19 protein-coding genes are annotated in these 22,325 nt (G+C 60.3%); 7 read left to right on the top strand and 12 right to left on the bottom strand.

The genetic code is table 11. The features are described 5' to 3' along the window. Positions 1-2: 2 nt before the first annotated feature. From atpA to GF108_RS04675, 4 genes are all read right to left on the bottom strand, one after another. Complete coding sequence (atpA, locus tag GF108_RS04690; protein WP_027231081.1) at positions 3-1,532, bottom strand: F0F1 ATP synthase subunit alpha; 1,530 nt, start codon at positions 1,530-1,532, stop codon at positions 3-5. Next, entirely contained in the window at positions 1,532-2,092 is a 561-nt protein-coding gene (locus GF108_RS04685; protein ID WP_027231080.1) for a F0F1 ATP synthase subunit delta, read from the bottom strand. Before GF108_RS04685 ends, atpA begins: the two co-directional genes overlap by 1 nt. 246 nt (positions 2,093-2,338) lie before the next feature. After that, positions 2,339-2,728: a DUF4345 family protein gene (locus GF108_RS04680; protein ID WP_153667039.1), complete on the bottom strand. Its 390-nt coding sequence runs from the start codon at positions 2,726-2,728 to the stop codon at positions 2,339-2,341. 44 nt (positions 2,729-2,772) lie between these two features. Further along, positions 2,773-4,956: a primosomal protein N' gene (locus tag GF108_RS04675; RefSeq protein ID WP_153667038.1), complete on the bottom strand. Its 2,184-nt coding sequence runs from the start codon at positions 4,954-4,956 to the stop codon at positions 2,773-2,775. Positions 4,957-5,060: 104 nt separating this feature from the next. Between GF108_RS04675 and fsa the strand changes: the two genes are divergently transcribed. Continuing rightward, entirely contained in the window at positions 5,061-5,714 is a 654-nt protein-coding gene (gene fsa / locus GF108_RS04670; protein ID WP_153667037.1) for a fructose-6-phosphate aldolase, read from the top strand. Positions 5,715-5,858: 144 nt separating this feature from the next. Here fsa and lptE read toward each other — a convergent pair whose 3' ends face one another. After that, entirely contained in the window at positions 5,859-6,443 is a 585-nt protein-coding gene (gene lptE / locus GF108_RS04665) for an LPS assembly lipoprotein LptE (protein ID WP_172982566.1), read from the bottom strand. Then, entirely contained in the window at positions 6,430-9,048 is a 2,619-nt protein-coding gene (gene leuS, locus GF108_RS04660; RefSeq protein ID WP_153667035.1) for a leucine--tRNA ligase, read from the bottom strand. The genes lptE and leuS overlap by 14 nt, the downstream gene beginning before the upstream one ends. A 131-nt stretch (positions 9,049-9,179) precedes the next feature. Between leuS and GF108_RS04655 the strand changes: the two genes are divergently transcribed. Then, complete coding sequence (locus tag GF108_RS04655) at positions 9,180-9,842, top strand: YggS family pyridoxal phosphate-dependent enzyme (protein WP_153667034.1); 663 nt, start codon at positions 9,180-9,182, stop codon at positions 9,840-9,842. Here GF108_RS04655 and GF108_RS04650 read toward each other — a convergent pair whose 3' ends face one another. Next, positions 9,843-10,379: a D-Ala-D-Ala carboxypeptidase family metallohydrolase gene (locus GF108_RS04650; RefSeq protein ID WP_153667033.1), complete on the bottom strand. Its 537-nt coding sequence runs from the start codon at positions 10,377-10,379 to the stop codon at positions 9,843-9,845. 293 nt (positions 10,380-10,672) lie between these two features. On the opposite strand from GF108_RS04650, the gene acs reads away from it, so the two are divergent. Further along, on the top strand, positions 10,673-12,625 hold the full coding sequence (acs, locus tag GF108_RS04645; protein ID WP_153667032.1) for an acetate--CoA ligase: 1,953 nt from the start codon (positions 10,673-10,675) through the stop codon (positions 12,623-12,625). 40 nt (positions 12,626-12,665) lie between these two features. Here acs and GF108_RS04640 read toward each other — a convergent pair whose 3' ends face one another. From GF108_RS04640 to GF108_RS04630, 3 genes are all read right to left on the bottom strand, one after another. Further along, positions 12,666-13,931, bottom strand: a complete 1,266-nt coding sequence (locus GF108_RS04640; protein WP_153667031.1) for a cyclopropane-fatty-acyl-phospholipid synthase family protein — start codon at positions 13,929-13,931, stop codon at positions 12,666-12,668. Positions 13,932-14,278: 347 nt separating this feature from the next. Continuing rightward, positions 14,279-14,575, bottom strand: coding sequence for an addiction module antidote protein (locus tag GF108_RS04635; protein ID WP_153667030.1), 297 nt, complete (start codon positions 14,573-14,575; stop codon positions 14,279-14,281). Further along, complete coding sequence (locus GF108_RS04630; RefSeq protein WP_153667029.1) at positions 14,575-14,871, bottom strand: type II toxin-antitoxin system RelE/ParE family toxin; 297 nt, start codon at positions 14,869-14,871, stop codon at positions 14,575-14,577. Before GF108_RS04630 ends, GF108_RS04635 begins: the two co-directional genes overlap by 1 nt. Positions 14,872-15,058: 187 nt before the next feature. Between GF108_RS04630 and GF108_RS04625 the strand changes: the two genes are divergently transcribed. Next, positions 15,059-16,459, top strand: a complete 1,401-nt coding sequence (locus GF108_RS04625) for an MATE family efflux transporter (RefSeq protein WP_246663834.1) — start codon at positions 15,059-15,061, stop codon at positions 16,457-16,459. On the opposite strand, the gene GF108_RS04620 is transcribed toward GF108_RS04625, so the two are convergent. Next, positions 16,456-16,689 (bottom strand): DUF1674 domain-containing protein, encoded by a 234-nt coding sequence (locus GF108_RS04620; protein WP_153667028.1) that lies wholly within the window; start codon positions 16,687-16,689, stop codon positions 16,456-16,458. The two genes, GF108_RS04625 and GF108_RS04620, sit on opposite strands and share 4 nt — an antisense overlap. A 124-nt stretch (positions 16,690-16,813) precedes the next feature. On the opposite strand from GF108_RS04620, the gene htpX reads away from it, so the two are divergent. The 3 genes from htpX to GF108_RS04605 are packed head-to-tail and all read left to right on the top strand — an operon-like array spanning position 16,814 to position 20,931. Continuing rightward, positions 16,814-17,788 carry a zinc metalloprotease HtpX gene (gene htpX, locus GF108_RS04615; protein ID WP_153667027.1) on the top strand — a complete coding sequence of 325 codons (975 nt, stop codon included), beginning with the start codon at positions 16,814-16,816 and terminating at the stop codon, positions 17,786-17,788. Further along, a complete protein-coding gene (locus tag GF108_RS04610; RefSeq protein WP_153667026.1) occupies positions 17,785-19,167 on the top strand; it encodes an RsmB/NOP family class I SAM-dependent RNA methyltransferase in 1,383 nt (460 codons plus the stop codon). The genes htpX and GF108_RS04610 overlap by 4 nt, the downstream gene beginning before the upstream one ends. A 60-nt stretch (positions 19,168-19,227) precedes the next feature. Beyond that, positions 19,228-20,931: a heparinase II/III family protein gene (locus GF108_RS04605; RefSeq protein WP_091947752.1), complete on the top strand. Its 1,704-nt coding sequence runs from the start codon at positions 19,228-19,230 to the stop codon at positions 20,929-20,931. On the opposite strand, the gene GF108_RS04600 is transcribed toward GF108_RS04605, so the two are convergent. Beyond that, complete coding sequence (locus GF108_RS04600) at positions 20,928-22,154, bottom strand: PLP-dependent aminotransferase family protein (protein WP_153667025.1); 1,227 nt, start codon at positions 22,152-22,154, stop codon at positions 20,928-20,930. The genes GF108_RS04605 and GF108_RS04600 overlap by 4 nt on opposite strands. Positions 22,155-22,325: the final 171 nt, after the last annotated feature.

The following is a 22,325-nucleotide window of genomic DNA, read 5'->3' as shown; positions in this document are numbered from 1 at the left end:
GTTTAAGCGAAAGACTTGGCAAAGGCATCGACTGCTGCCTTGAGCTTGCCCTTGGTGTCGTCGCTGATCTGCTTCTCCTTGGCGATCGTCTCGAGAATGTCCTTGTTCTCGGTACGCAGCCAGGTGAGGAGGCCGTGCTCGAACTTGCCGACCTGATTGACGGCAAGCTTGTCGAGATAGCCATTGACGCCGGCAAAGATCACCGCAACCTGCTCTTCCGTCTTCAGCGGCGAGAACTGCGGCTGCTTCAGGAGTTCGGTCAGGCGAGCACCACGGTTGAGAAGGCGCTGCGTCGAAGCATCGAGGTCGGAGCCGAACTGCGCGAACGCCGCCATTTCGCGGTACTGCGCAAGCTCACCCTTGATCGAACCTGCAACCTGCTTCATCGCCTTGATCTGTGCGGCCGAACCAACGCGGGAAACCGAGAGGCCGACGTTAACAGCCGGGCGGATACCCTGGTAGAAGAGGTTCGTTTCGAGGAAGATCTGGCCGTCGGTGATCGAGATCACGTTGGTCGGAATATAGGCCGAAACGTCGTTCGCCTGGGTCTCGATGACGGGGAGCGCGGTCAGCGAACCGGCACCGTTTTCGTCATTGAGCTTGGCCGAACGCTCGAGCAGGCGGGAATGGAGGTAGAAAACGTCGCCGGGATATGCTTCGCGGCCCGGCGGGCGGCGCAGCAGCAGCGACATCTGGCGGTAGGCGACGGCCTGCTTCGACAGATCGTCATAGCCGATCAGCGCGTGCATGCCATTGTCGCGGAAATATTCGCCCATCGTGCAGCCCGCAAATGGAGCGAGGTACTGCATCGGTGCCGGATCGGAGGCAGTTGCAGCAACGACGATCGAATATTCGAGAGCGCCACGCTCTTCGAGGATCTTCACGAACTGCGCAACAGTCGAACGCTTCTGACCGATGGCGACATAGACGCAATAGAGCTTGTCCGTCTCATTGCCGGCATCGTGAGCCGGCTTCTGATTGAGGAACGTGTCGAGAATGATCGCGGTCTTGCCGGTCTGGCGGTCGCCGATGACGAGCTCGCGCTGGCCGCGACCAACCGGGATGAGGGCATCGATGGCTTTGAGGCCGGTCGACATCGGCTCATGCACCGACTTGCGCGGGATGATGCCCGGCGCCTTGACGTCGACGCGGGAACGCTGCGTCGCCTTGATCGGACCCTTGCCGTCGATCGGATTGCCGAGCGCGTCAACAACGCGGCCGAGCAGTTCCTTGCCGACGGGAACGTCAACGATGGCGCCGGTACGCTTGACGGTGTCGCCTTCCTTGATGTCACGGTCGGAACCGAAAATAACGACGCCGACATTGTCGCTTTCAAGGTTCAGGGCCATGCCACGGGTGCCGCCCGGGAACTCGACCATCTCACCGGCCTGAACATTGTCCAGACCATAGACGCGGGCGATACCGTCACCGACGGACAGAACCTGGCCGACTTCGGAGACTTCTGCCTCCTGGCCGAAATTCTCGATTTGCTTTTTCAGGATTGCGGAAATTTCCGCGGCGCGGATGTCCATCAGCCGACCTCTTTCAGTGCAAGCTTAAGCGAAGAAAGTTTTGTGCGAAGTGAAGTGTCGATCTGGCGCGACCCCATCTTGACGACGAGGCCTCCGAGGATCGACGGATCAACGGTGACATTGATTGTCACGTCCTTGCCGGCGACGCTTTTCAGCGTGGCCTTCAATTCATTTTCCTGCGCTGCCGTAAGGGCATGCGCGGAAGTAACGTCCGCCGCGATTTCGCCGCGATGGGCGGCGGCAATCTGGCGGAACGACTGGATCATGGATGGTACGGCGAAGAGGCGGCGATTTTGCGCGGCGACGCGCAAGAAATTGCCGACCAGCCCGCCGATCTTGGCCTCGGCCAGGATCGCGGAGATCGCGCGCACCTGATCGCCGGACGAGAATACCGGGCTTGCTACCAGCCGCTTCAGATCGGGACTGCCATTGACCAAAGCCTCGAAACGATCGAGATTCTTTTCGACCTCGGCAAGCGAATTCGCTTCCAGCGCAAGTTCGAACAACGAACCCGCGTAACGCTGGGCAACACCGGAAATGAGCGACGTAGTTTCTGCCACGAACGACAAGCTCTCTGGTTTGAAGCCAAAAATCAGGAAACCGGAAGGAAGTTTTCGGTCAAATCTTTGGCATTATTGATTTTTTTACCGCCTTGGGTGAAGCCCTGAAGCTGCCTTAGACGTGATTTGAATGCCGTCTAGCATAGGAAGACAGGACTCGCAACACGCGAATCCGCTAAATGAGGAGGCAGAATCGCCGCAGCTTCGGATAATTATGAGTAAGCAATTCCAGTAATGCTCGGCGGCTCAGGCGACAAAGCCGAAGGCAAATAGAAGCGGACCTCCTGCAAGCAGCAGTTCAACGACGACCCACGCCCAGTTGTACGGCTTGTTGCCGCCGTCGGACATCATCGAAATCAGCCGGCCGAAGACCGTGAAGCCCCAGGAAACGCCGAGCGCGATCCAGAGAAAAGGTTGTGCAAATACAAGGGCGCAGAGTCCAAGTCCGAGGTAGAAGCCCGCGAATGTCGCACGGATTTCGGAAAGCGCCTCGGGGCGTTCCGGCTTTGTCTGCAAGCGCATTATCCTCATGGCAACGCGCGGCGCAAAGAACAGCACCAGCCCGAAGACGACAGTGATGGCCGCCGACAGCCATGCCATCCATTCGCCCTGACTTGCCGGCCAATAGAGTTCCATGATCCCCTGCCCCTTCCGCCGAAGCGTTAACCGCGATGCAGATCTTATAGAAAGCTTTGCGGATCGATATCAACCTGCACCCGCGTCGATCCCCGTTCTTTTGGCCCTTCAGCCAGCATGACGCGGATGAACCCCTGAATATCCGATTTGCGCGTGCCGTGGACGAGGAGACGGAAACGATGCCGCCCGCGCACAAGGGCAAGCGGCGCCTCCGCCGGTCCGAGGACGCTGATCTGGTCCGATGCCGGTGCTGCCCGGCGCAAGGCCCGCGCATGCGTCTCCGCTTCCTGGCGCGTCGCTGCCGAAATGATGAGCGAGCCGAGTCGGCCGAAGGGCGGCAGGCTTGAGCGTTCGCGCTCTTCGATCTCCCGCTCGTAAAAGGCTTTTGCATCGCCCGAAACGATGGCGCGCATCACCGGATGATCCGGCTGGTAGGTCTGCAAAAGGCCGAGGCTTTTCTTGCCCGTGCGTCCCGCGCGGCCTGTCACCTGGCTCAATAGCTGGAACGTGCGCTCGGCGGCGCGCGGGTCGCCATTGGCAAGCCCGAGATCGGCGTCGACGACGCCGACCAGCGTCATGTTCGGGAAATTGTGCCCCTTGGCAACGAGCTGCGTGCCGATGACGATGTCGGCCTCACCCTTGGCGATCGCGTCGAGCTCAAGTCGCAGGCGCTTGACCCCCATGAGATCGGACGACAGCACGATGATGCGGGCGTCCGGAAACGTCTTTTCCACTTCCTCGGCGATCCGCTCGACGCCCGGCCCGCAGGCAACGAGGTGATCGAGTGTTCCGCAGGAGGGACAAGCTTCCGGGCGCGCCTCATGGTGTCCGCATTGGTGGCAGACGAGTTGGCCGCGAAAGCGGTGCTCGACCAGCCAGCTTGAACAATCCGGGCACTGGAAGCGGTGGCCGCAAACCCGGCACAACGTCAATGGCGCATAGCCTCGCCGATTGAGGAAGAGCAGCGACTGTTCCTTGCGCTGCAATGTCTGATTGACCGCTTCGACTAGCGCGGGCGACAGAAACCCGCCGGGCCGTGGCGGCGACCTGCGCATGTCGATGGACTTCAGATCCGGCATTGCTGCCTCGGCATAGCGCCCGGAAAGGCGGATGCGTTTGTACCGGCCCTGATTGGCGTTGACCTGGCTTTCGATCGACGGCGTGGCCGATGCAAGTACGACCGGGAAGCCGCCGATATGGCCGCGCACCACCGCCATGTCGCGGGCATTGTAGCAGACGCGGTCTTCCTGCTTGTAGGCAGGATCGTGCTCCTCATCGACGACGATCAGCCCAAGTTCCTGGAATGGCAGGAACAACGCTGACCGCGCGCCGGCCACGACTCGCACCTGGCCCTCCATGACCTGACGCCAGACCCGCTCGCGCATGCGCGGCGCGAGATCGGAATGCCACTCCGCCGGCTTGGTGCCGAAGCGATCATGGAAGCGATCGAGAAACTGCTGCGTCAGCGCAATCTCCGGAAGCAGGATCAGGACCTGCTTGCCTTGCTCGATGGCTTTGGCCACCGCCTCGAAATAGACTTCGGTCTTGCCGGAGCCAGTCACACCGTCAAGCAGCGACACCGAGAAACTCGCGGACGCCACGGCTTCAACGAGTTGATCCGCCGCCTCGCTTTGGTCGCCTGAAAGCGACGCCTTGGCATAGTCGACATCGGGAGCGGCAACGACGGGGCGCGCCGGGATCATGACCTGTTCGAATACGCCTTGCGCCACCAGACCGTCGACTACGGTTGCGGAGACGCCCGCCGCGTGGGCAAGCCCCGTGCGCGTCCACGCCATGCCGCCTTCGGCAAGCTCGAGCACGCGGGCCCGGGCGCCGGTCATGCGGTCAGGTTCACCGCCGGCAAAGCGCAAGCCCGGCACCGGCGGCTCGGGATCGAAAGCCGCGGGCACGCGAAGTACCATGCGCGCAACCATACCCGGCGGCGACAGCGTATAATCGGCGGCCCAGCGCATGAAGCGCAGCATGCCGTCGTCCACGGGCGGACAATCGAAAAGCTCGGATATGGGCCGCAGTTTCTTCGCGTCGATGCTGTCAGTCGTGCCGTCCGTGACGATGCCTGCAACTTCGCGCGGACCGAGCGGCACCCGGACGATTGACCCGGCCCTGACGTCCATGCCGTCCGGGACGGCGTAGCTGTAGGGCCGCTCTGCCGGCATCGGCACAAGCACGGGAACGGTTTTTTGCGGGATGAACGAATCCTGACTCATATATACGTGACCTTGCCGCGCCTTTCGGATAAAGAAAAGTCACTTTCCGGGAGATGGAATTGATCTCTCATTTAGACACCCGCATATCAGGAAGGAATGTTCCCATGAAATTCTTTGTCGATACCGCCGACGTGAAGGAAATCCGCGAGCTCAACGATCTCGGATTGCTCGATGGCGTAACCACCAATCCTTCGCTGATCCTCAAGTCCGGTGGCAGCATCATCGAAGTGACCAAGGAAATTTGCAGCATCGTCAACGGCCCGGTATCCGCCGAGGTCGCGGCAACCGAGTATGATCAGATGATGAAGGAGGCCGCAGTGCTCTCCCGCATCGCCGACAACATCTGCATCAAGGTCCCGCTCACCCTCGATGGCCTCAAGGCCTGCAAGGCCCTGCGCTCGGATGGCCATCTCGTCAATGTGACGCTGTGCTTCTCCGCCAACCAGGCACTTCTTGCCGCCAAGGCCGGCGCCACGTTCATCTCGCCATTCATTGGCCGCATCGACGATACCGGCATCAATGGAATGGAACTGATTTCCGAGATCCGAACCATCTACGACAATTACGATTACCAGACGCAGATCCTTGCCGCCTCGATCCGTACCGTCAACCATGTCAAGGAAGCCGCTCTGATCGGTGCCGACGTCGCGACGGTTCCGCCGGCAACGCTGAAGGCATTGGTCAAGCACCCGCTGACCGACAAGGGCCTAGAGACTTTCCTTGCCGATTGGAAGAAAACGGGCCAGTCGATCGCCTGATCAGGTCGCCTTGTTCAATGACGCCCGCCTGTTGCAAGACTGGCGGGTGTTTTCTTATGCTCGTGCGCGGCGTGCATCCTGTTAGGGGCAGGAATCATGAACGGTACGCTCGGCCATCGCCGAGCGAGGTCATGCGCAGTATGACTATTGGTTCTTCGTCAGGTCCTGGGCAACGCTGAGCTGAATCGCCTGCGCAACTTCCGCCGCCGCACGATTATATGCATCGCGATAGGCTCGCTGGACAGCAAACTGCTGTCTCGGCGCATCGTAGCCCGCATTTACAAGACGGCTGCCGCGGCCGATGACCTGACCGTCCGACACGCGCGTCAGAACGTAGTTGCCAGTCATGCGGATGGAGCCTGCGGTTGGCTGACCCGATTTGTCATTGGTCGCATTCTGGATCAACGCCAGTGAAATATTCTGCGAAGCAATGGCAAGTTGCAGCGTATAGGCGACGTGCGTCGGCTCGCCCGCACCGCCACCGAAGAGGAAGATCAGATTATTGCGCACTTCTTGGGTGACGCGATCGCCCGCCGGATTGACCGATACGGTCGCGAGTCGGGAGCGGACACTGCCCGAGACGCCGGCGGCGGTGCTGCCAACCGGGCCGGGATCGGAATAGAGCGGCCGAACCTGGCAACCGCCTACAATCATTGCCAAGCCGAGAATGCAGAGGGGAAGCAGCCGCTTGACGACGGAACCCGGCTGAAAACGATCAGGCAACGACATTGATGATCCTCTGCGGTACGATAATGACCTTCTTCGGCGAATTGCCATTCAGCGCGGCCTTGACGAAATCAAGCGCGAGGGTGGCCTTTTCGACCGCCAATTGATCCGCATCGCGGGCAATTGTCAAATCGCCGCGCTTCTTGCCATTGATCTGAACTGGCATGGTCACATCGTTCTCGATGATGAACGTCTCGTTGTATGACGGCCAGGGTTGATGAGCCACGAGATCTGCGCCGCCGAGTGCCTTCCAGCACTCCTCGGCAAGGTGCGGCATCATCGGCGCGATCATTGCAATCAACATGGTCGTCGCTTCGCGGCTTGCCGCGATCGTCTTCATGTCAGCCTCGCCCGCCGCCACCTTCTGCAGAAAAGGCGCCAAGGTGTTGACGAGCTCGTAAAGGCGCGCGACGGCCTTGTTGAAGTTCAGCTTCTCGATATCTTCGCCGACAGCCTTGACAGTCCGGTGCGCCGCTTTCGAAATCGCCAAAGCCTCGCCCTCGGTCGCGGCTGCGGCATCGACCGTCTTCAACGTCTCAGCCGCTTCCGAAATCAGGCGCCAGACGCGCTGAACGAATCGATGTGCGCCCTCGACGCCGGATTCAGTCCAGATCACATCGCGTTCCGGCGGCGAATCCGACAGCATGAACCAGCGCGCGGTATCCGCGCCGTAGGAAGCGATGATGTCATCGGGATCGACCACGTTTTTCTTCGATTTCGACATCTTCTCGATCGAGCCTATCTCGACCTCTTCGCCTGTAGCAATCAGCGTTGCGCGACGCGCGCCATCCGTCTCCTCGACCCGAACGTCTGCAGGCGTGACCCAGCCGTCCTTGCCCTTGTAGGTCTCGTGGACGACCATGCCTTGCGTAAACATGCCCTTGAACGGTTCACTGATATCGAGATGACCGGCCACCTTCATCGCCCGTGTGAAGAAACGCGAGTAGAGCAGGTGCAGGATCGCATGCTCGATACCGCCAATATATTGATCGACGGGCAGCCAGTGATTCGCGACCTTGGGCTCGGTGGGCTCCTCCGCCCAAGGAGCGGTGAAGCGCGCGAAATACCAGGACGAATCGACGAAGGTGTCCATCGTATCGGTCTCGCGCCGTGCGGCCTTGCCGCATTGCGGGCAGTTGACGTGCCGCCAGGTCGGATGCCGGTCGAGCGGATTGCCCGGCCGGTCGAATTCGACATCGTCGGGCAGCTTGACCGGCAGGTCTGCCTTCGGCACCGGGACCACGCCGCAATCATCGCAATGGATCATCGGGATCGGGCAGCCCCAGTAACGCTGCCGGGAAATACCCCAGTCGCGCAGGCGGAAATTGATCTTGCGCTCGCCCTGCGGGCGGTTGCCGACCGTCTGCTTTTCCAACCGCCGCGCCACCTCGTCGAAAGCTTCGGTCGGCGACATCCCGTCAAGGAAGCGCGAATTGATCATGACGCCGTCATCGACATAGGCGGTTTCGGTGATCTGGAACGCGGCCGCGTCGGCGTCCTTCGGCATAACCACCGGCACGACCGGCAGGCCATACTTGTTGGCAAAGTCGAGGTCGCGCTGGTCACCTGACGGACAACCGAAGATAGCGCCGGTGCCATAGTCCATCAACACGAAATTCGCGACGTAGACCGGCAGCTTCCATTCCGGGTCGAACGGATGCGTGACGCGCAAGCCGGTGTCGAAGCCCTTCTTCTCGGCGGTTTCGAGCGCAACGACCGAGGTGCCCGCATGGCGGCATTCCTCGTTGAACTGGGCCAGCGCTGCGTTGTTTTCGGCGGCTTTCTTCGCCAGCGGATGGTCGGCGGCAATGGCAATGAAGGACGCGCCGAACAGCGTATCGGGCCGCGTCGTGTAGACCTCGACCTCGCTCTCGCCTTCGACGTGCGACTGCTTGTCCAGCGCCCAGCGGATCAGCATGCCCTCAGACTTGCCGATCCAGTTGCGCTGCATCAGGCGCACCTTTTCCGGCCACTGGTCGAGCCCATCGAGCGCGCCCAGCAGTTCCTCGTTGAAGTCGGTGATCTTGAAGAACCACTGTGTCAGCTCGCGCTGCTCGACAAGAGCGCCGGAGCGCCAGCCGCGACCGTCGATGACCTGCTCGTTGGCAAGGACCGTCATGTCCTCTGGGTCCCAGTTGACCTTGGACGACTTGCGCGTCACCAGGCCCTTCTCGACGAAATCGAGGAACAGCATCTGCTGGCGGTGGTAATATTCGACATCGCAGGTGGCGAACTCCCGCGACCAGTCGAGCGACAGGCCCATGGACTTGAGCTGATCGCGCATCGTCGCGATGTTCTGGTAGGTCCAGGTCTTCGGATGAACCTTGTTCTGCATGGCGGCGTTTTCGGCCGGCATGCCGAACGCATCCCAGCCCATTGGATGCAGCACATTGAATCCCTTGGCGCGCTTGTAACGTGCAACGACATCGCCCATCGCGTAGTTGCGCACATGGCCCATATGGATGCGGCCCGAGGGGTACGGAAACATTTCGAGGACGTAGTAAGGATCGCGAGGATCGTCATTGTTCGTCTCGAAGAACTTGGCGTCGTTCCAAACTCTCTGCCAATGCTTCTCGGCTACACGGGGATTATAGCGTTCGGTTGCCATGAACGGGATTCTCTTGCAAAGGATAGTGATGCGGGGACCTTCACCATGGATTGGTGGGACCGTCAACCACTTGAAGCTGAAGGAGCCCGCGAAATCGGGCCGTTAGGCGATAAATAGGACTGAACCAGCCAATGCCCAATGCCGTCGATCAACTTTTTGCCGTCAGGGACGCTATTCACAAGACTGAAGCCGAAGCGGGTCGCCCGAAAGGCGCCGTCACGCTCGTTGCCGTTTCGAAAACCTTCGGCGAAGAAGCAATTCGTCCCGTGCTCGAATCCGGCCAGCGCGTCTTTGGCGAAAACCGCGTCCAGGAGGCGCAAGCGAAGTGGCCGGCCCTGCGCGGTGAGTATCCGGACATCGAACTACACCTGATCGGGCCGCTCCAATCCAACAAGGCCGAGCAGGCGGTGGCGCTTTTCGACGTGATCGAGACGGTCGACCGCGAAAAGATCGCCGATGCCCTTGCCAAGGAAATGCAAAAGCAAAACCGCTTTCCCAAACTCTATGTCCAGGTGAACACCGGTTCTGAACCGCAGAAGGCGGGTATAGATCCAAAGGAGGCGGTAGCGTTCGTCAAGCGTTGCCGCGAGGCTCACGGTCTCCGGATCGAGGGCCTGATGTGCATTCCGCCGGCCGATGAGAATCCCGGCCCGCACTTTGCCCTGCTTGAAAAGATCGCCCGGCAGGCCGGGGTCGACAAGCTTTCCATGGGCATGTCCGGCGACTACGAACTCGCCATCGGCTTTGGCGCGACATCAGTCAGGGTCGGTTCCGCGATCTTCGGAAGTCGATAATCACCAGCTGCGGCGCGGTCCCGTATCGATGTGATAATAGCCGGCCGGATAGCGTTTCAACCCGCCGACGTCGCCGCTGGACGACAGGTGGCTCATGAGGCCGGATGAGCCGCCGTGGACCCGGAAATCCACCGCCTGGCAGCTCAGGTGGTAGGACTGGTCCTTGCCGCCGACGCGATTGTTGCGCGTGCGCGTGCGCACGGTCGAGTTTACCGTGACCGGCCCATACTTGGCGGAAACGCGGCTCAGCACGTTCTTCAGCCTTTCCGGAACGCATTTCGACGGCGCCTTGTAGTCGATATAGGCCTTGCCGCGCGGCATGGCCGCCAATACGAGCGGACTGATCTTGTCGAAGACCGAATCCTTGAGCAGATGCGCATGCTCCTCGCCGAAAAGCTTTGCGCCGATACGGTCCTGCGGATTGGATGGCACGGGAAGCGTGCCGGCGCCTGCCGGAATGGCAAGGCTCAAAGCGGCTAGGGTAAGCCATGTGAATTTTGCGCGTGACGCAACGCTGCGCAAGACAGTTATTCGCATTCCTCGATCCTTGGTGCGGCGCCGGAAACAACATTTCTCCAGCGCCTGTAGTTTGTCCTCCCAAGTCAAGGCAGCGACCCTATAAGCCGAAATGTGGTCAAAATGGACCGATTTCGCGATAAAACGCCACCGAGAACGATATTGGCCGCCGCAGAATGCGACCGAACGCCATGCCCTCAGGGCCAACTCTGATATTTACGCATTGATTTGCTTGGTGGTAATGAACCTGTGCGCCTCCCGCCCGGGGAGGTATCCGGGTGGAGGCCCGATATTTAAGATTCTGGAGGAAATTGATGTCCGAGAAGGTTTATCCGGTGCTGGCAAGCGCGAAGAAAAACGCGCTCATCGACAATGATACCTATCTCAGCTGGTACAAGCAGAGCATCAAGGATCCCGAAAAGTTCTGGGCCAAGCACGGAAAGCGCATCGACTGGTTCAAGCCCTTCACCAAGGTCAAGAATACCTCGTTCGAGGGCAAGGTTTCGATCAAATGGTTCGAGGATGGCGTTACCAACGTTTCCTATAACTGCATCGACCGCCACCTCAAAAAGCGCGGTGATCAGGTTGCGATCATCTGGGAAGGCGACAATCCCTATCTCGACAAGAAGATCACCTATAATGAGCTTTACGAGCAGGTCTGCCGCCTCGCCAATGTCCTGAAGAAACACGGCGTCAAGAAGGGCGACCGGGTGACGATCTACATGCCGATGATCCCGGAAGCGTCCTATGCGATGCTGGCCTGCGCGCGCATCGGCGCGATCCACTCCGTCGTCTTCGGCGGCTTCTCCCCCGATGCGCTCGCGGGCCGTATCGTCGACTGCGAATCCACATTCGTGATCACGGCCGATGAGGGCATGCGCGGCGGCAAGCCGGTGCCGCTTAAGGAAAATACCGACAAGGCAATCGATATCGCGGCGCGTCACCACGTCATGGTGAAGAGCGTACTCGTCGTACGCCGGACCGGCGGCAAGACCGGCTGGGCCAGCAATCGCGACCTCTGGTATCACGATGAGATTGCCAGCGTTAAGGCGGAATGCAAACCTGAAAAGATGAAGGCGGAGGATCCGCTTTTTATCCTTTACACTTCTGGCTCGACCGGAAAGCCCAAGGGTGTGCTGCACACGACCGGCGGCTACCTTGTCTATGCCTCAATGACCCACGAATATGTCTTCGACTACCATGACGGCGACATCTACTGGTGCACCGCCGATGTGGGCTGGGTAACCGGCCACTCCTACATTGTCTACGGCCCGCTCGCCAATGGCGCGACGACGCTGATGTTCGAGGGCGTGCCCAACTACCCGTCGGTATCGCGGTTCTGGGAAGTCATCGACAAGCACCAGGTCAACATCTTCTACACCGCCCCGACCGCCATCCGCGCGCTGATGAGCGCCGGTGACGAACCGGTCAAGAAGACATCGCGCAAATCGCTGCGCATCCTCGGCTCGGTTGGAGAGCCGATCAATCCGGAAGCGTGGGAATGGTATTATCAGGTGGTGGGCGACAAGCGCAGTCCTGTCGTCGATACCTGGTGGCAGACGGAAACGGGCGGCATCCTCATCACGCCGCTGCCCGGCGCAACGCCGCTCAAGCCGGGCTCGGCCACAAGGCCGTTCTTTGGCGTGCAACCGCAACTGGTCGACAATGAGGGCGACGTGCTCGAAGGCGCGGCCGACGGCAACCTCTGCATCATCGATTCGTGGCCGGGGCAGATGCGCACGGTCTACGGCGATCACAAGCGCTTCATCGAAACCTATTTCTCCACCTATAAGGGCAAGTACTTTACCGGCGACGGCTGCCGGCGTGACAAGGACGGCTATTACTGGATCACCGGGCGCGTCGATGACGTTCTCAACGTCTCGGGACACCGCATGGGAACGGCCGAGGTAGAGTCCGCGCTTGTCTCCCATGATACGGTCTCGGAGGCCGCCGTCGTCGGCTATCCGCACGACCTGAAGGGCCAGGGCATATATTGCTATGTAACGCTCATGTCCGGACTTGAGGGCAGCGACGATTTGCGCGCCGAGTTGGTCAAGCATGTGCGCAAGGAGATCGGCCCGATCGCCACGCCAGACAAGATACAGTTTGCGCCGGGCCTGCCGAAGACCCGTTCCGGCAAGATCATGCGCCGCATCCTGCGCAAGATTGCCGAGGATGATTTCGGCGCGCTCGGCGACACCTCAACGCTTGCCGACCCGGCCGTCGTTGATGACCTGATCGCCAATCGCCAAAATCGCAAGGGCTGAAAATCGTGTCCTCCCCCCAAAAAAGGGGGGACACCCTCCTTCAGCGGTAAAGATCGGCCCGTGTCTGCGGCACGGCAGAGATTCCGCGCTTGCGGCGTGACGCCAGCGTCTGATTGATCTGTACGGTGCCACGCTCGAACGCAAGGGCACAGCCGGTGAGGTACAGCAGCCACAACCGCGCTTTGGGAGCCCCGACTTCCGCGATCGCTTCATCGAAGCGCGCATGGAGGCGGTCGGCCCACATGCGGCATGTGCGGCCATAATGCTCACGCAGATTCTCAACGTCGTGCACCTCGAAACCGTAGCCCTCGAGATTCTCGACTGTCATGCCGAGATGGTCGAGTTCGCCGCCCGGGAAGATGTATTTGACCAGGGCGAGGTGCTCGGCGCTCTTGCGCCCGAAGGTCTTCTTGTTGCGCTTCATGCGTCGCGTGATCGCGTGGTGGAGATAAAGGCCACCCGGCTTCAGCAACCTGTGCACACTGGAAAAATAGGTGTCGTAGTGGGCAATGCCCACCGCCTCGAACATGCCGATCGACGAAATCTTATCGAACTGCCCGTCGAGATGCTCATAGGATTTCACGTGAATCGTGATCTTGTCCTCAAGGCCTTCCGCCTTGATCCGCTCGCGGGCAAGGGCCGTCTGGGCCTCCGACAGGGAAACGCCCGTGCCGGTCACGCCATAATTTTTTGCCGCATAGATCAGCATGGCCCCCCAGCCGCAGCCTATGTCGAGCAGGCGATCACCGGGCTTGAGGCGCAGTTTGCGGCAGATCAATTCGAGCTTGTCGGCCTGCGCCTGGTCGATGCTATTGGCCCAATCGGTGAAATAGGCGCAGGTATAGACCATGCGCTCATCGAGGAAGAGCTGATAGAAGGCGTTCGACACGTCGTAGTGGTGGGTAATCGCCTCCTTGTTGGACCCGCTGACATAGGGGTTCTTGCCGCCGAGCCCGGAACTGCCGCCTTTCCCTCCGCTCAGCAAAAGCGAAGGCACATCCTTCAAGAGCTGCCACTTTGGCAGGCTTTTCAGCCGGTGCTTGAACTTTCCCTTGGGACCGCGTTCGACGAGATCGAACAGCGTGCCGTTCCTGATGTCGATCTGGCCCGACACCCACAACTCGACGACAGAGCCGATATTGGGTTTGAGGGCGATCTGGCGCACTGCCATAGGATCATTGATAGCAAGGATCGGGCCCTCGAAATCACCGATGCGGGTTCCGTCCCAAAGTTCAATCGCAAATTGCGGTTCGATGACGTCGACCACCGTGCGGATGATCCGCGCCGCCTTGTCTTCAGCTGCCATTCTCTGCCCCCGGGCACGGGCGCAGCAAGTTGCGCGTCGCGTGCATTGCTTCATTCAGTCTGCTTGGCTTATGACCGCCTGCGCCTCTTTGCAACCCATGCACACATGGCCTTGCTTTTTTCTCTTGAAACGTGGCGCCTGACACCCCATTCTCCAATTGTGTTCAACGAATGAAAAGGAGGTGATCCGATGTCTCGTGATTTCGCAATCTGCCATAAGGCGTCTGATGCTTTCCATCGGGGATTGTCTCTCCGTTGAATAAGCGCCCGGCGAAAGCCGGGAAAAGGCCAAAGACAGCTTTGTGCCAGACGGAATTGCGGGGCCACCCTACAAGGTGGCCCTTTCCGTTAAGCTGATGGGATTCCAACACGGGCGGTAAGCTCGATGTCCAAAGCCTTCATTACGGCGAGCGTTGTTTTCAGCGTCGGATTCCCCTCCTCGCTGAACGAGCGATACAGCTGCTCGCGGGACAATCCAGTCTCTGCGGCAATGTTTGTCATTCCCTGCGCCCGTGCAATCACTCCAAGCGCGTGAGCGATATAGCTGGCGTCGCCGGTCGCGAAGGCTTCAGTCAAGAAGATTGCCATGGCTTCTGGTGTGATAAGATCCTCGGCCGGATCGTAGCTCGTCAATTTCTCTGCCATCATTCGCTCCACTCTGTCGCCAGTCGTCGAGCGACGCGAATATTTTTCGCCTGGCTACTTTTATCGCCTCCACAGAGGAGCACAATCAGGACCTCGCCGCGCCGCTGGAAGTAGACGCGATAGCCCGGTCCGTGATGTATGCGCAGCTCACTTACGCCCGAGCCAACGGAGTTCGCATCCCCGGTATGGCCGAAAGCCAATCGATCAAGCCGCGATGCAATGAGTGCGCGGGCTCGAGGGTCTTGCAGGTTTAAGCGCCACTTGCGGAAGATTTCCGTCTGCCTGATTTCTATCATAAAAATGTAGTTTTTAAATTACAAATTTCAATATGCTCAACAATACCCTCCGGAAGCGAAGCCAACCACCAATGCCAGGTTGCAGGTGCGCCCTTTGCTCTTGCCGAAATTTGATGATACCAAGAATTTGCCTGGAATCGGTGCATCCTGCCTCAATGTGAGGCAAATTCCTCTGAAAGACCAAGACATGTCGGTTGCCCTAGCCCAAAACGCCGCGTCCCGGCGCGCGTGGCGTGAAGAAATTATTGCGATGCTGGCGTTGAGCTGGCCGATGATTCTTACCAATCTCGCGCAAACAGCGATGACGGCAACCGACGTCATGATGATGGGCTGGGTCGGCGCGGATACGCTCGCAGCCGGCGCCCTCGGCACCAACCTCTACTATATGCCAATGATCTTCGGTCTCGGCCTGATGCTTGCCACCTCGCCAATGATGGCCAAGGAACTCGGTCGCAATCGCTTCTCGGTGCGCGAGGTTCGCCGCACCGTGCGGCAGGGTCTTTGGCTCGCCGTCACCATATCGATTCCGATCTGGTTCGCGTTGTGGCACACCGCACCGATTCTCATTGCTATGGGGCAAAATCCGGCACTTGCCGATACCGCCGAAGCCTACGTTCGTTCGCTGCAGTGGGCGGTCCTGCCGTTCTACGGCTATATCGTATTGCGGTCCTTTATCGCCGCGCTCGAACGTCCCGGCTGGGCGCTGTTCGTTGCCCTCTTCTGCGTCGGCTTCAATGCCCTTGCCAATTGGTGCCTGATCTTCGGACATCTGGGATTCCCCAAGCTCGGGATCGTCGGTTCGGGCATCGCGACCTCCCTGTCGTCGCTCATGATGTTCGTCGGCCTCGTCGTCATCATCATGCGTGATCGCCAGTTCCGCCGTTACCATCTGTTCGGTCGCTTCTGGCGTGCCGACTGGCCACGCTATGGCGAACTGCTCCGCCTTGGCCTGCCGATCGCCGCGATCATGAGTTTTGAAGTTACAATCTTCAATGCAGCGGCTTTCCTGATGGGAATTCTCGGCGCGGATTACCTTGCGGCGCATGCAATTGCCATCCAGATTGCCGCCATTGCATTCATGGTGCCGATGGGGTTTGGCCAAGCGGCCACGGTCCGCGTGGGCCGAGCCTACGGAGCACAGGACGGTGACGGAATCAGGCGCGCCGGCTGGGTCGCCTTCATCGGCGGAACCGGCTTCATGGTGCTCACCGCCATGCTGATGCTGTTTGCGCCATACCAGCTGATCAGTGCTTTCATCGACCTGCACGACCCATCAAACGCCGAGGTCATATCGCTCGCCGTCTCGTTCCTGGCGTTTGCAGCGCTCTTCCAGATTTTCGACGGCGGCCAGGCGGTCGCGAGCGGCATGTTGCGTGGTCTGCATGACACGACAGTGCCGATGATCTATGCGGCCATTGCCTATTGGGGCATAGGCCTGCCGCTCTCAATTGCCTTTGGCTTCTGGCTGGACATGAAGGGCGCAGGCATTTGGCTCGGGCTCGTCTGCGGTCTTGCCGCCGCGGCAATTCTGTTGCTCAGCCGTTGGCTCCGGCGTGAACAACTTGGAATTGAAGTTATCCGCCATTAAAAGTCGATCGTGCGGCCCTTGATTTCCCAATCGCCGTAGCGGGCAGGATCCTTGCCGCCCCGTCCGCCGATTTCGCGCGGTTTCTCGGCGGCATCCTTTTCGGCCTGCCGCCGCGCTTCCGCTTCGTTTAGCGCGCGTTGGGCTGCCGGCGGCAGCTGGTCGAAGGCGGGGTGCCGGCGCTTGTCGTCATTGTCGGCGTGCGGCGTTTTTGCTGTCTCTTCGTCCGTCATGTGACACTCGTCATTGAAGCTTGCTGTATAAAGCACCATCATATAGCGGAAGATGGCCAACAAAAGGAATGACCTTGCCAGCCATGGACTCTAACGCTTCATTTCCGAGGGGAGGAATGCAACCATGAACATCATGCGCACTGCGATGCTGCTTGCCTTCATGACCGCTCTGTTCATGGCAGTCGGCTATCTCATCGGCGGCTCCGGCGGCATGATGATCGCGCTCGTCATGGCCGCCGGCATGAACCTTTTCAGCTACTGGAATTCAGACAAGATGGTGCTGCGCATGCATCACGCCGTCGAGGTCGATGAGCGCACCGCGCCCGAATATTACGGCATTGTCCGCGATCTTGCGGCGCGTGCCAACCTGCCCATGCCGAAGGTGTATCTCATCGAGGCGGACCAGCCCAACGCCTTTGCCACCGGGCGCAACCCGCAGAATGCGGCTGTCGCCGCCAGTACCGGTCTCTTGCAGCGCCTGTCGCCGCAGGAGGTCGCGGCGGTGATGGCGCACGAACTCGCCCATGTCGAGCACCGCGATACGTTGACGATGACCATTACCGCGACACTCGCCGGTGCCATTTCGATGCTCGGCAATTTCGCCCTGTTCTTCGGCGGGGGCAACCGCGAGAATAATAACCCGCTCGGTTTCATTGGCATTTTGATTGCCATGATCGTCGCGCCCTTTGCCGCAATGATCGTGCAGATGGCAATCAGCCGGACACGGGAATACGCGGCGGACCGGCGCGGCGCACAGATCTGCGGCAATCCGCTGTGGCTCGCATCTGCCCTCAACAAGATCGCGCGCGGCGCCAAGCAGATTGTCAACGAGGATGCGGAGCGAAACCCCGCCTCGGCACCGCTTTTTATCATCAATCCCTTGAGCGGTCGTGGCACCGACAATCTGTTTTCCACGCATCCAAACACCGAAAATCGCATTGCAGCGCTGGAGGCCATGGCCTCGGAATTCAGCCAGACCGAGGCGCCCGCGAAACCGGCGCGCGGTGTCGAAAAGCCGCTCGACGATGAGGAACCGCGGGACGACCGTCCGACGCCATGGGGCCGCAACGGCGCAAGCCGCAAAGGCCCCTGGGCATGAGCGCGGAACGGGCAGCCAAACGGAATTTCTCCAGAAAACAGCAAGCGACGGAATCTTTTGACGGGGAGCACCGACCTGGCCTCGCCGCGCGGCAATGCGCAACACGTCTGCTGGGGGCTGTCATCGAGAAGCATACGTCGCTCGACGGCCTGACGGACAACTGTAACGGGCATCCGCAATATATGGCGCTCGACGACCGTGACCGCTCACTGGTGCGCGCCATTCTCGGGGCTGCGCTGCGCAATCGCGGCGCGATCGAAGCAGCTATCAGCCAGATGATCGACCGGCCGCTGCCGGAAAATGCGGTAGCCCTGAAGCATCTTTTGCACGTGGCGGCCGCACAAATCCTTTATCTCGACCTGCCGGATCGCGCCGCCGTCGATCTTGCCGTGACAGCGGCGAATGGCGACCCACGCAACCGGCGCTTTGCGTCGATGGTAAACGCCGTCCTGCGGCGCCTGTCGCGGGAAAAGGAGACGTTCGCCAATCGGGCCGCAGTCAATGTTCCTTCATGGTTCGAGGCAAGTCTCATTGCCGCCTATGGCAAGGAAAAGGCAGGCGCCATCCTTGAAATCCAAGCGAAGGAGCCGGCCGTCGATCTCACGGTCAAGGGCGACCCACAAGTGTGGGCCGAGCGTCTTGGCGGTCTCGCCCTGCCAACGGGCTCGGTTCGGCTTGCCAACATTGAAGGCGCCCTGACCAGCCTCCCGGGCTTTGCCGAGGGTGAGTGGTGGGTGCAGGATACGGCGGCGAGCCTTCCTGCAAAGCTATTTGGCGACATTACCGGAAAACGTGTTGCCGATCTTTGCGCCGCGCCCGGCGGCAAGACCGCACAGCTTGCTTTGGCTGGTGCCAATGTGACCGCGCTCGATCTCTCCGCCAATCGCCTGAAGCGGCTACGCGCCAATCTCGAGCGCCTGCATTTCACTGCCGACACTGTCGAAGCGAATCTTGCGGCCTATGAACCGGCCGAGCCCTTCGATGCTGTCCTGCTCGACGCACCGTGCTCCTCGACGGGGACGGTACGACGCCATCCCGACGTCCCGTGGACTAAAAGTCCCGAAGAGATCGCCAAACTCGCCGCACTTCAGGCCAAGCTCTTGGACCACGCCGTAACCCTCGTTCGGCCCGGCGGGATTATCGTGTTTTCCAACTGCTCCCTCGACCCCTCGGAAGGCGAGGCGGTCGCAAGGCAACTGATTGCCAAGAACCCCGCCATCGAACTCGTTCCTGTCGTCGCCGAAGAGATCGGTGGCCTCGCAGACCTCATCACGAAGGAAGGTTTTGTGCGCTCTACGCCCGCAGATCTTCCTCATGACAATGCGGCGCTGTCCGGCATGGATGGCTTCTTTGCGGCTCGATTCCGGCGCAAATACTAAAATTTTAACTGTTTGACCGGATAGTTTAGGCTGTCGTCGACGATTCGAAGCAAAAACAATATGGTCGCGCTCAGCGAAACACCGCAATTGTGGGGACTAGCGACGGCGCAATTGTGGCGCCGTTTCCGCAGGCGCGTACGCATGGGCCCGCTCTACCGCTGGCGCTTTACCGGCTTTACGCCCGAGCGCGTGCTTATTGCCCCGCAAGATCTGCGCCCGGCCGATCCGCAAATCGCCGAAGAGTTTTACCATGGTCGCTTTGCCTTGGCCGGCAAGGTCGTCGAGACCGGCGGTCGCTCGCCGTTCCTGGTCGAGCCACCCAATGCCGCCTGGCAGGCAGCTCTGCACAATTTCGGCTGGCTCCGCCATTTGCGTGCGGCAGGCACGGACCTTGCCACCGCCAACGCCCGCGCCCTCCTCAGCGACTGGATCACCACGCATGGCCGCTCCGTCGCAGGGCCGGCATGGGTGCCGGAGGTCACGGCACAGCGCATCATCGCCTGGCTGCAGCATTCGAGCCTCATTCTGGCAGGCGCAGACCTGCGCGCATATCGCCAGTTCATGCGCTCGCTCGCCGTCCAGGTTCGCTACTTGCGGACGATGGCGGCGGTCATGGATGACGGCGAAGAGAAGCTGCGCGCCCGCATCGCGCTCGCGCTTGCGGCGCTCGCCCTGCCGGTGGCGTCGAGTACCAGCCGGTCGGCCCGCCGCAACCTCGAATATGAACTAACCCGCCAGATCCTCCCCGATGGCGGCCACATCTCGCGCAATCCCCTTATTATTCTCGAACTGCTCGCCGACCTTCTGCCGCTGCGCCAGACCTATGCCAGCGGCCAGGAGGCACCGCCCAAAGCGCTGATCGAAGCCATCGAGCGGATGCTGCCGGCGCTGCGTTTTTTTCGCCATCATGACGGCAGCCTTGCCCTGTTCAACGGGGTCGGCGCCACCATGCCGGAACGGGTCATCGCCGTGCTCCGCCATGACGATATCGGCGGCCTACCGCTCATTCACGCGCCGCATTCGGGCTATGAGCGCCTCTCCATGGATTCGACGACGATCATTGCCGACACTGGTCTCGCTCCGCCGGTCACTGCCTCGCGCGATGCCCATGCCGGCTGCCTGTCCTTCGAGATGTCATCGGGCCGTAACCGCTACATCGTCAATGCCGGCGTTGATCGCTATGGCCCGCCCGAGTTTCGGCCGCTCGCCCGCTCAACCGCCGCTCATTCGACGGCAACGCTCAACGACACGTCCTCCTGCCGTTTCAGCAATACCTCCGGGCTTTCGAACATGATCGGAACGCCGATCATTGCCGGGCCCACCAGGGTGAATATCGAGCGTATAGAGCGGGAAGGCGCCGTCGGCTTCGTTGCCAACCACAATGGCTACGTTCGACCGTTCGGCATCTATCACGAACGCCAGATCGTATTGTCGCACAATGGCAGCGTCATCGAAGGCATCGACAGCTTCTTTGCCGCCGGTCGCAATCCACTGCGTGATACTGGCGCCGAAAATGTCGTCGTGCGTTTTCACCTGCATCCCGCCGTCCATGTCTCCGTGGACGATAATGGCCTGATCATCCTTCAGGCGGAAAACGACGATATCTGGATGTTCTCGGCAACGGTGCAGCCCTTCGTCGAGGATTCACTGTTCTTTGCCGGGTTCCGCGGGCCCGTCAGGACCCGCCAGATCACATTGTCCTTCAGTGCCGCCCAGCGGTCCGAAGTCGAGTGGCAGTTCACCCGCACAAGCCTCGGCGTTTAGAGCTCCGCCATCACCTGGCGAATGAGGCGCCCAAGACGGGCAATACCGGTATCGGCAACCTCTTCGGACGCGAGCGAGAAGCTCAGGCGAATGGTATTTGCCCCGCTGCCGTCGGCGTGAAAGGCTTGGCCCGGCACGAAGGCGACGCGCTCGGTTTCGATCGAACGGGCAAGAAGCTTCGCCCCGTCGATCCCTTCCGGCAAGGTGACCCAGATGAACATGCCGCCTTCAGGCTTGGTCCATGACACGCCTTCCGGCATATATTTTTCAAGCGCCGTCAGGACATGGTCGCGGCGCGCGCCATAGGTGGCGCGCAGGCGTTCGATCTGCGCGTCGTAAATATCGACGGCCGCATGATACATCGCCATCTGGTTGATGGTGGGACTGTGGAGGTCCGCCGCTTGCTTCATCAGAACGAGTTTGCGGATGACCGGCTTTGCTGCACAGACGAAACCGAGGCGCAATCCGGGCGACAGCGTCTTCGAGAACGTTCCGCAATAGATCGTGCGCGTTGCATCGATATCGCCTTTGCGAGCAATGTCGAGCGCGAGGATCGGCGGAACCGGCTCACCGTCATAGCGCAGCCCCTGATAGGCGGCGTCTTCGATGATGGGAATGTCGAGTTCGTCGGAAAGGTCGAGCAGGCGTTCGCGACCGGCGCGATCCAGCGTTTCGCCAGCAGGATTGGAGAAATCCGGGTTGATATAGGCAAATTTCGGCCGTCCGCCATTACGAGCCGCCGTGTCCTGGTAACCTGCAGGCGTCATATTGCCCAACTCGGGCGTCAGCTGATCGTACTGAGGTTCATATGCATTGAATGCCTGCAGCGCACCGAGATAGGTGGGGCTCGTCACCAAAGCGGTATCGGACGGCGAAAGGAAGAGCTTGCCAAGGTAGTCCAGGGCCTGCTGCGATCCCGATGTGATGACGATGTTATCGATGTCGCAGGCGATGCCGAGCGCCGCGAGGCGCGTCGCGATCCACTCGCGCAAGGGCGAATAGCCTTCGCTGACCGAATATTGCAGCGCCGGGCCGGCCTGGCCGTCAGCAAGCGCACGTTCATAGGCTTTGCGAAAGGCCTCGGTCGGAAACAACGCCGGATCCGGAATACCGCCAGCAAAGGAAATGATGTCCGGCTGATCGAGCAGTTTCAGGAGTTCACGGATTTCCGAAGCGCGCATCCGGTTTGCACGCGTTGCGTATCTGGCTTCCCAGTTGCTCATTTTCTACTCGCTTGATTGCCTCTCGTGCCTGTGCGCCCACCGTCCGGAAACTCCTCCGCGAACGTCGCATAAGCCCGGCGGATATGACGCCATCAAGCGAGATATGTCAATGTATCTGACCTAATTTCGCAGCAAGCCCGCCATAATTCCGGCAAATGCGGGATCCGAAGT

Origin of the sequence: Phyllobacterium sp. SYP-B3895, from assembly GCF_009647635.1 — a bacterium.
GTDB lineage: Bacteria > Pseudomonadota > Alphaproteobacteria > Rhizobiales > Rhizobiaceae > Phyllobacterium > Phyllobacterium pellucidum.
The sequence above is the reverse complement of the archived record's forward strand: the minus strand, read 5'-3'. Positions and strand labels throughout refer to the sequence as shown.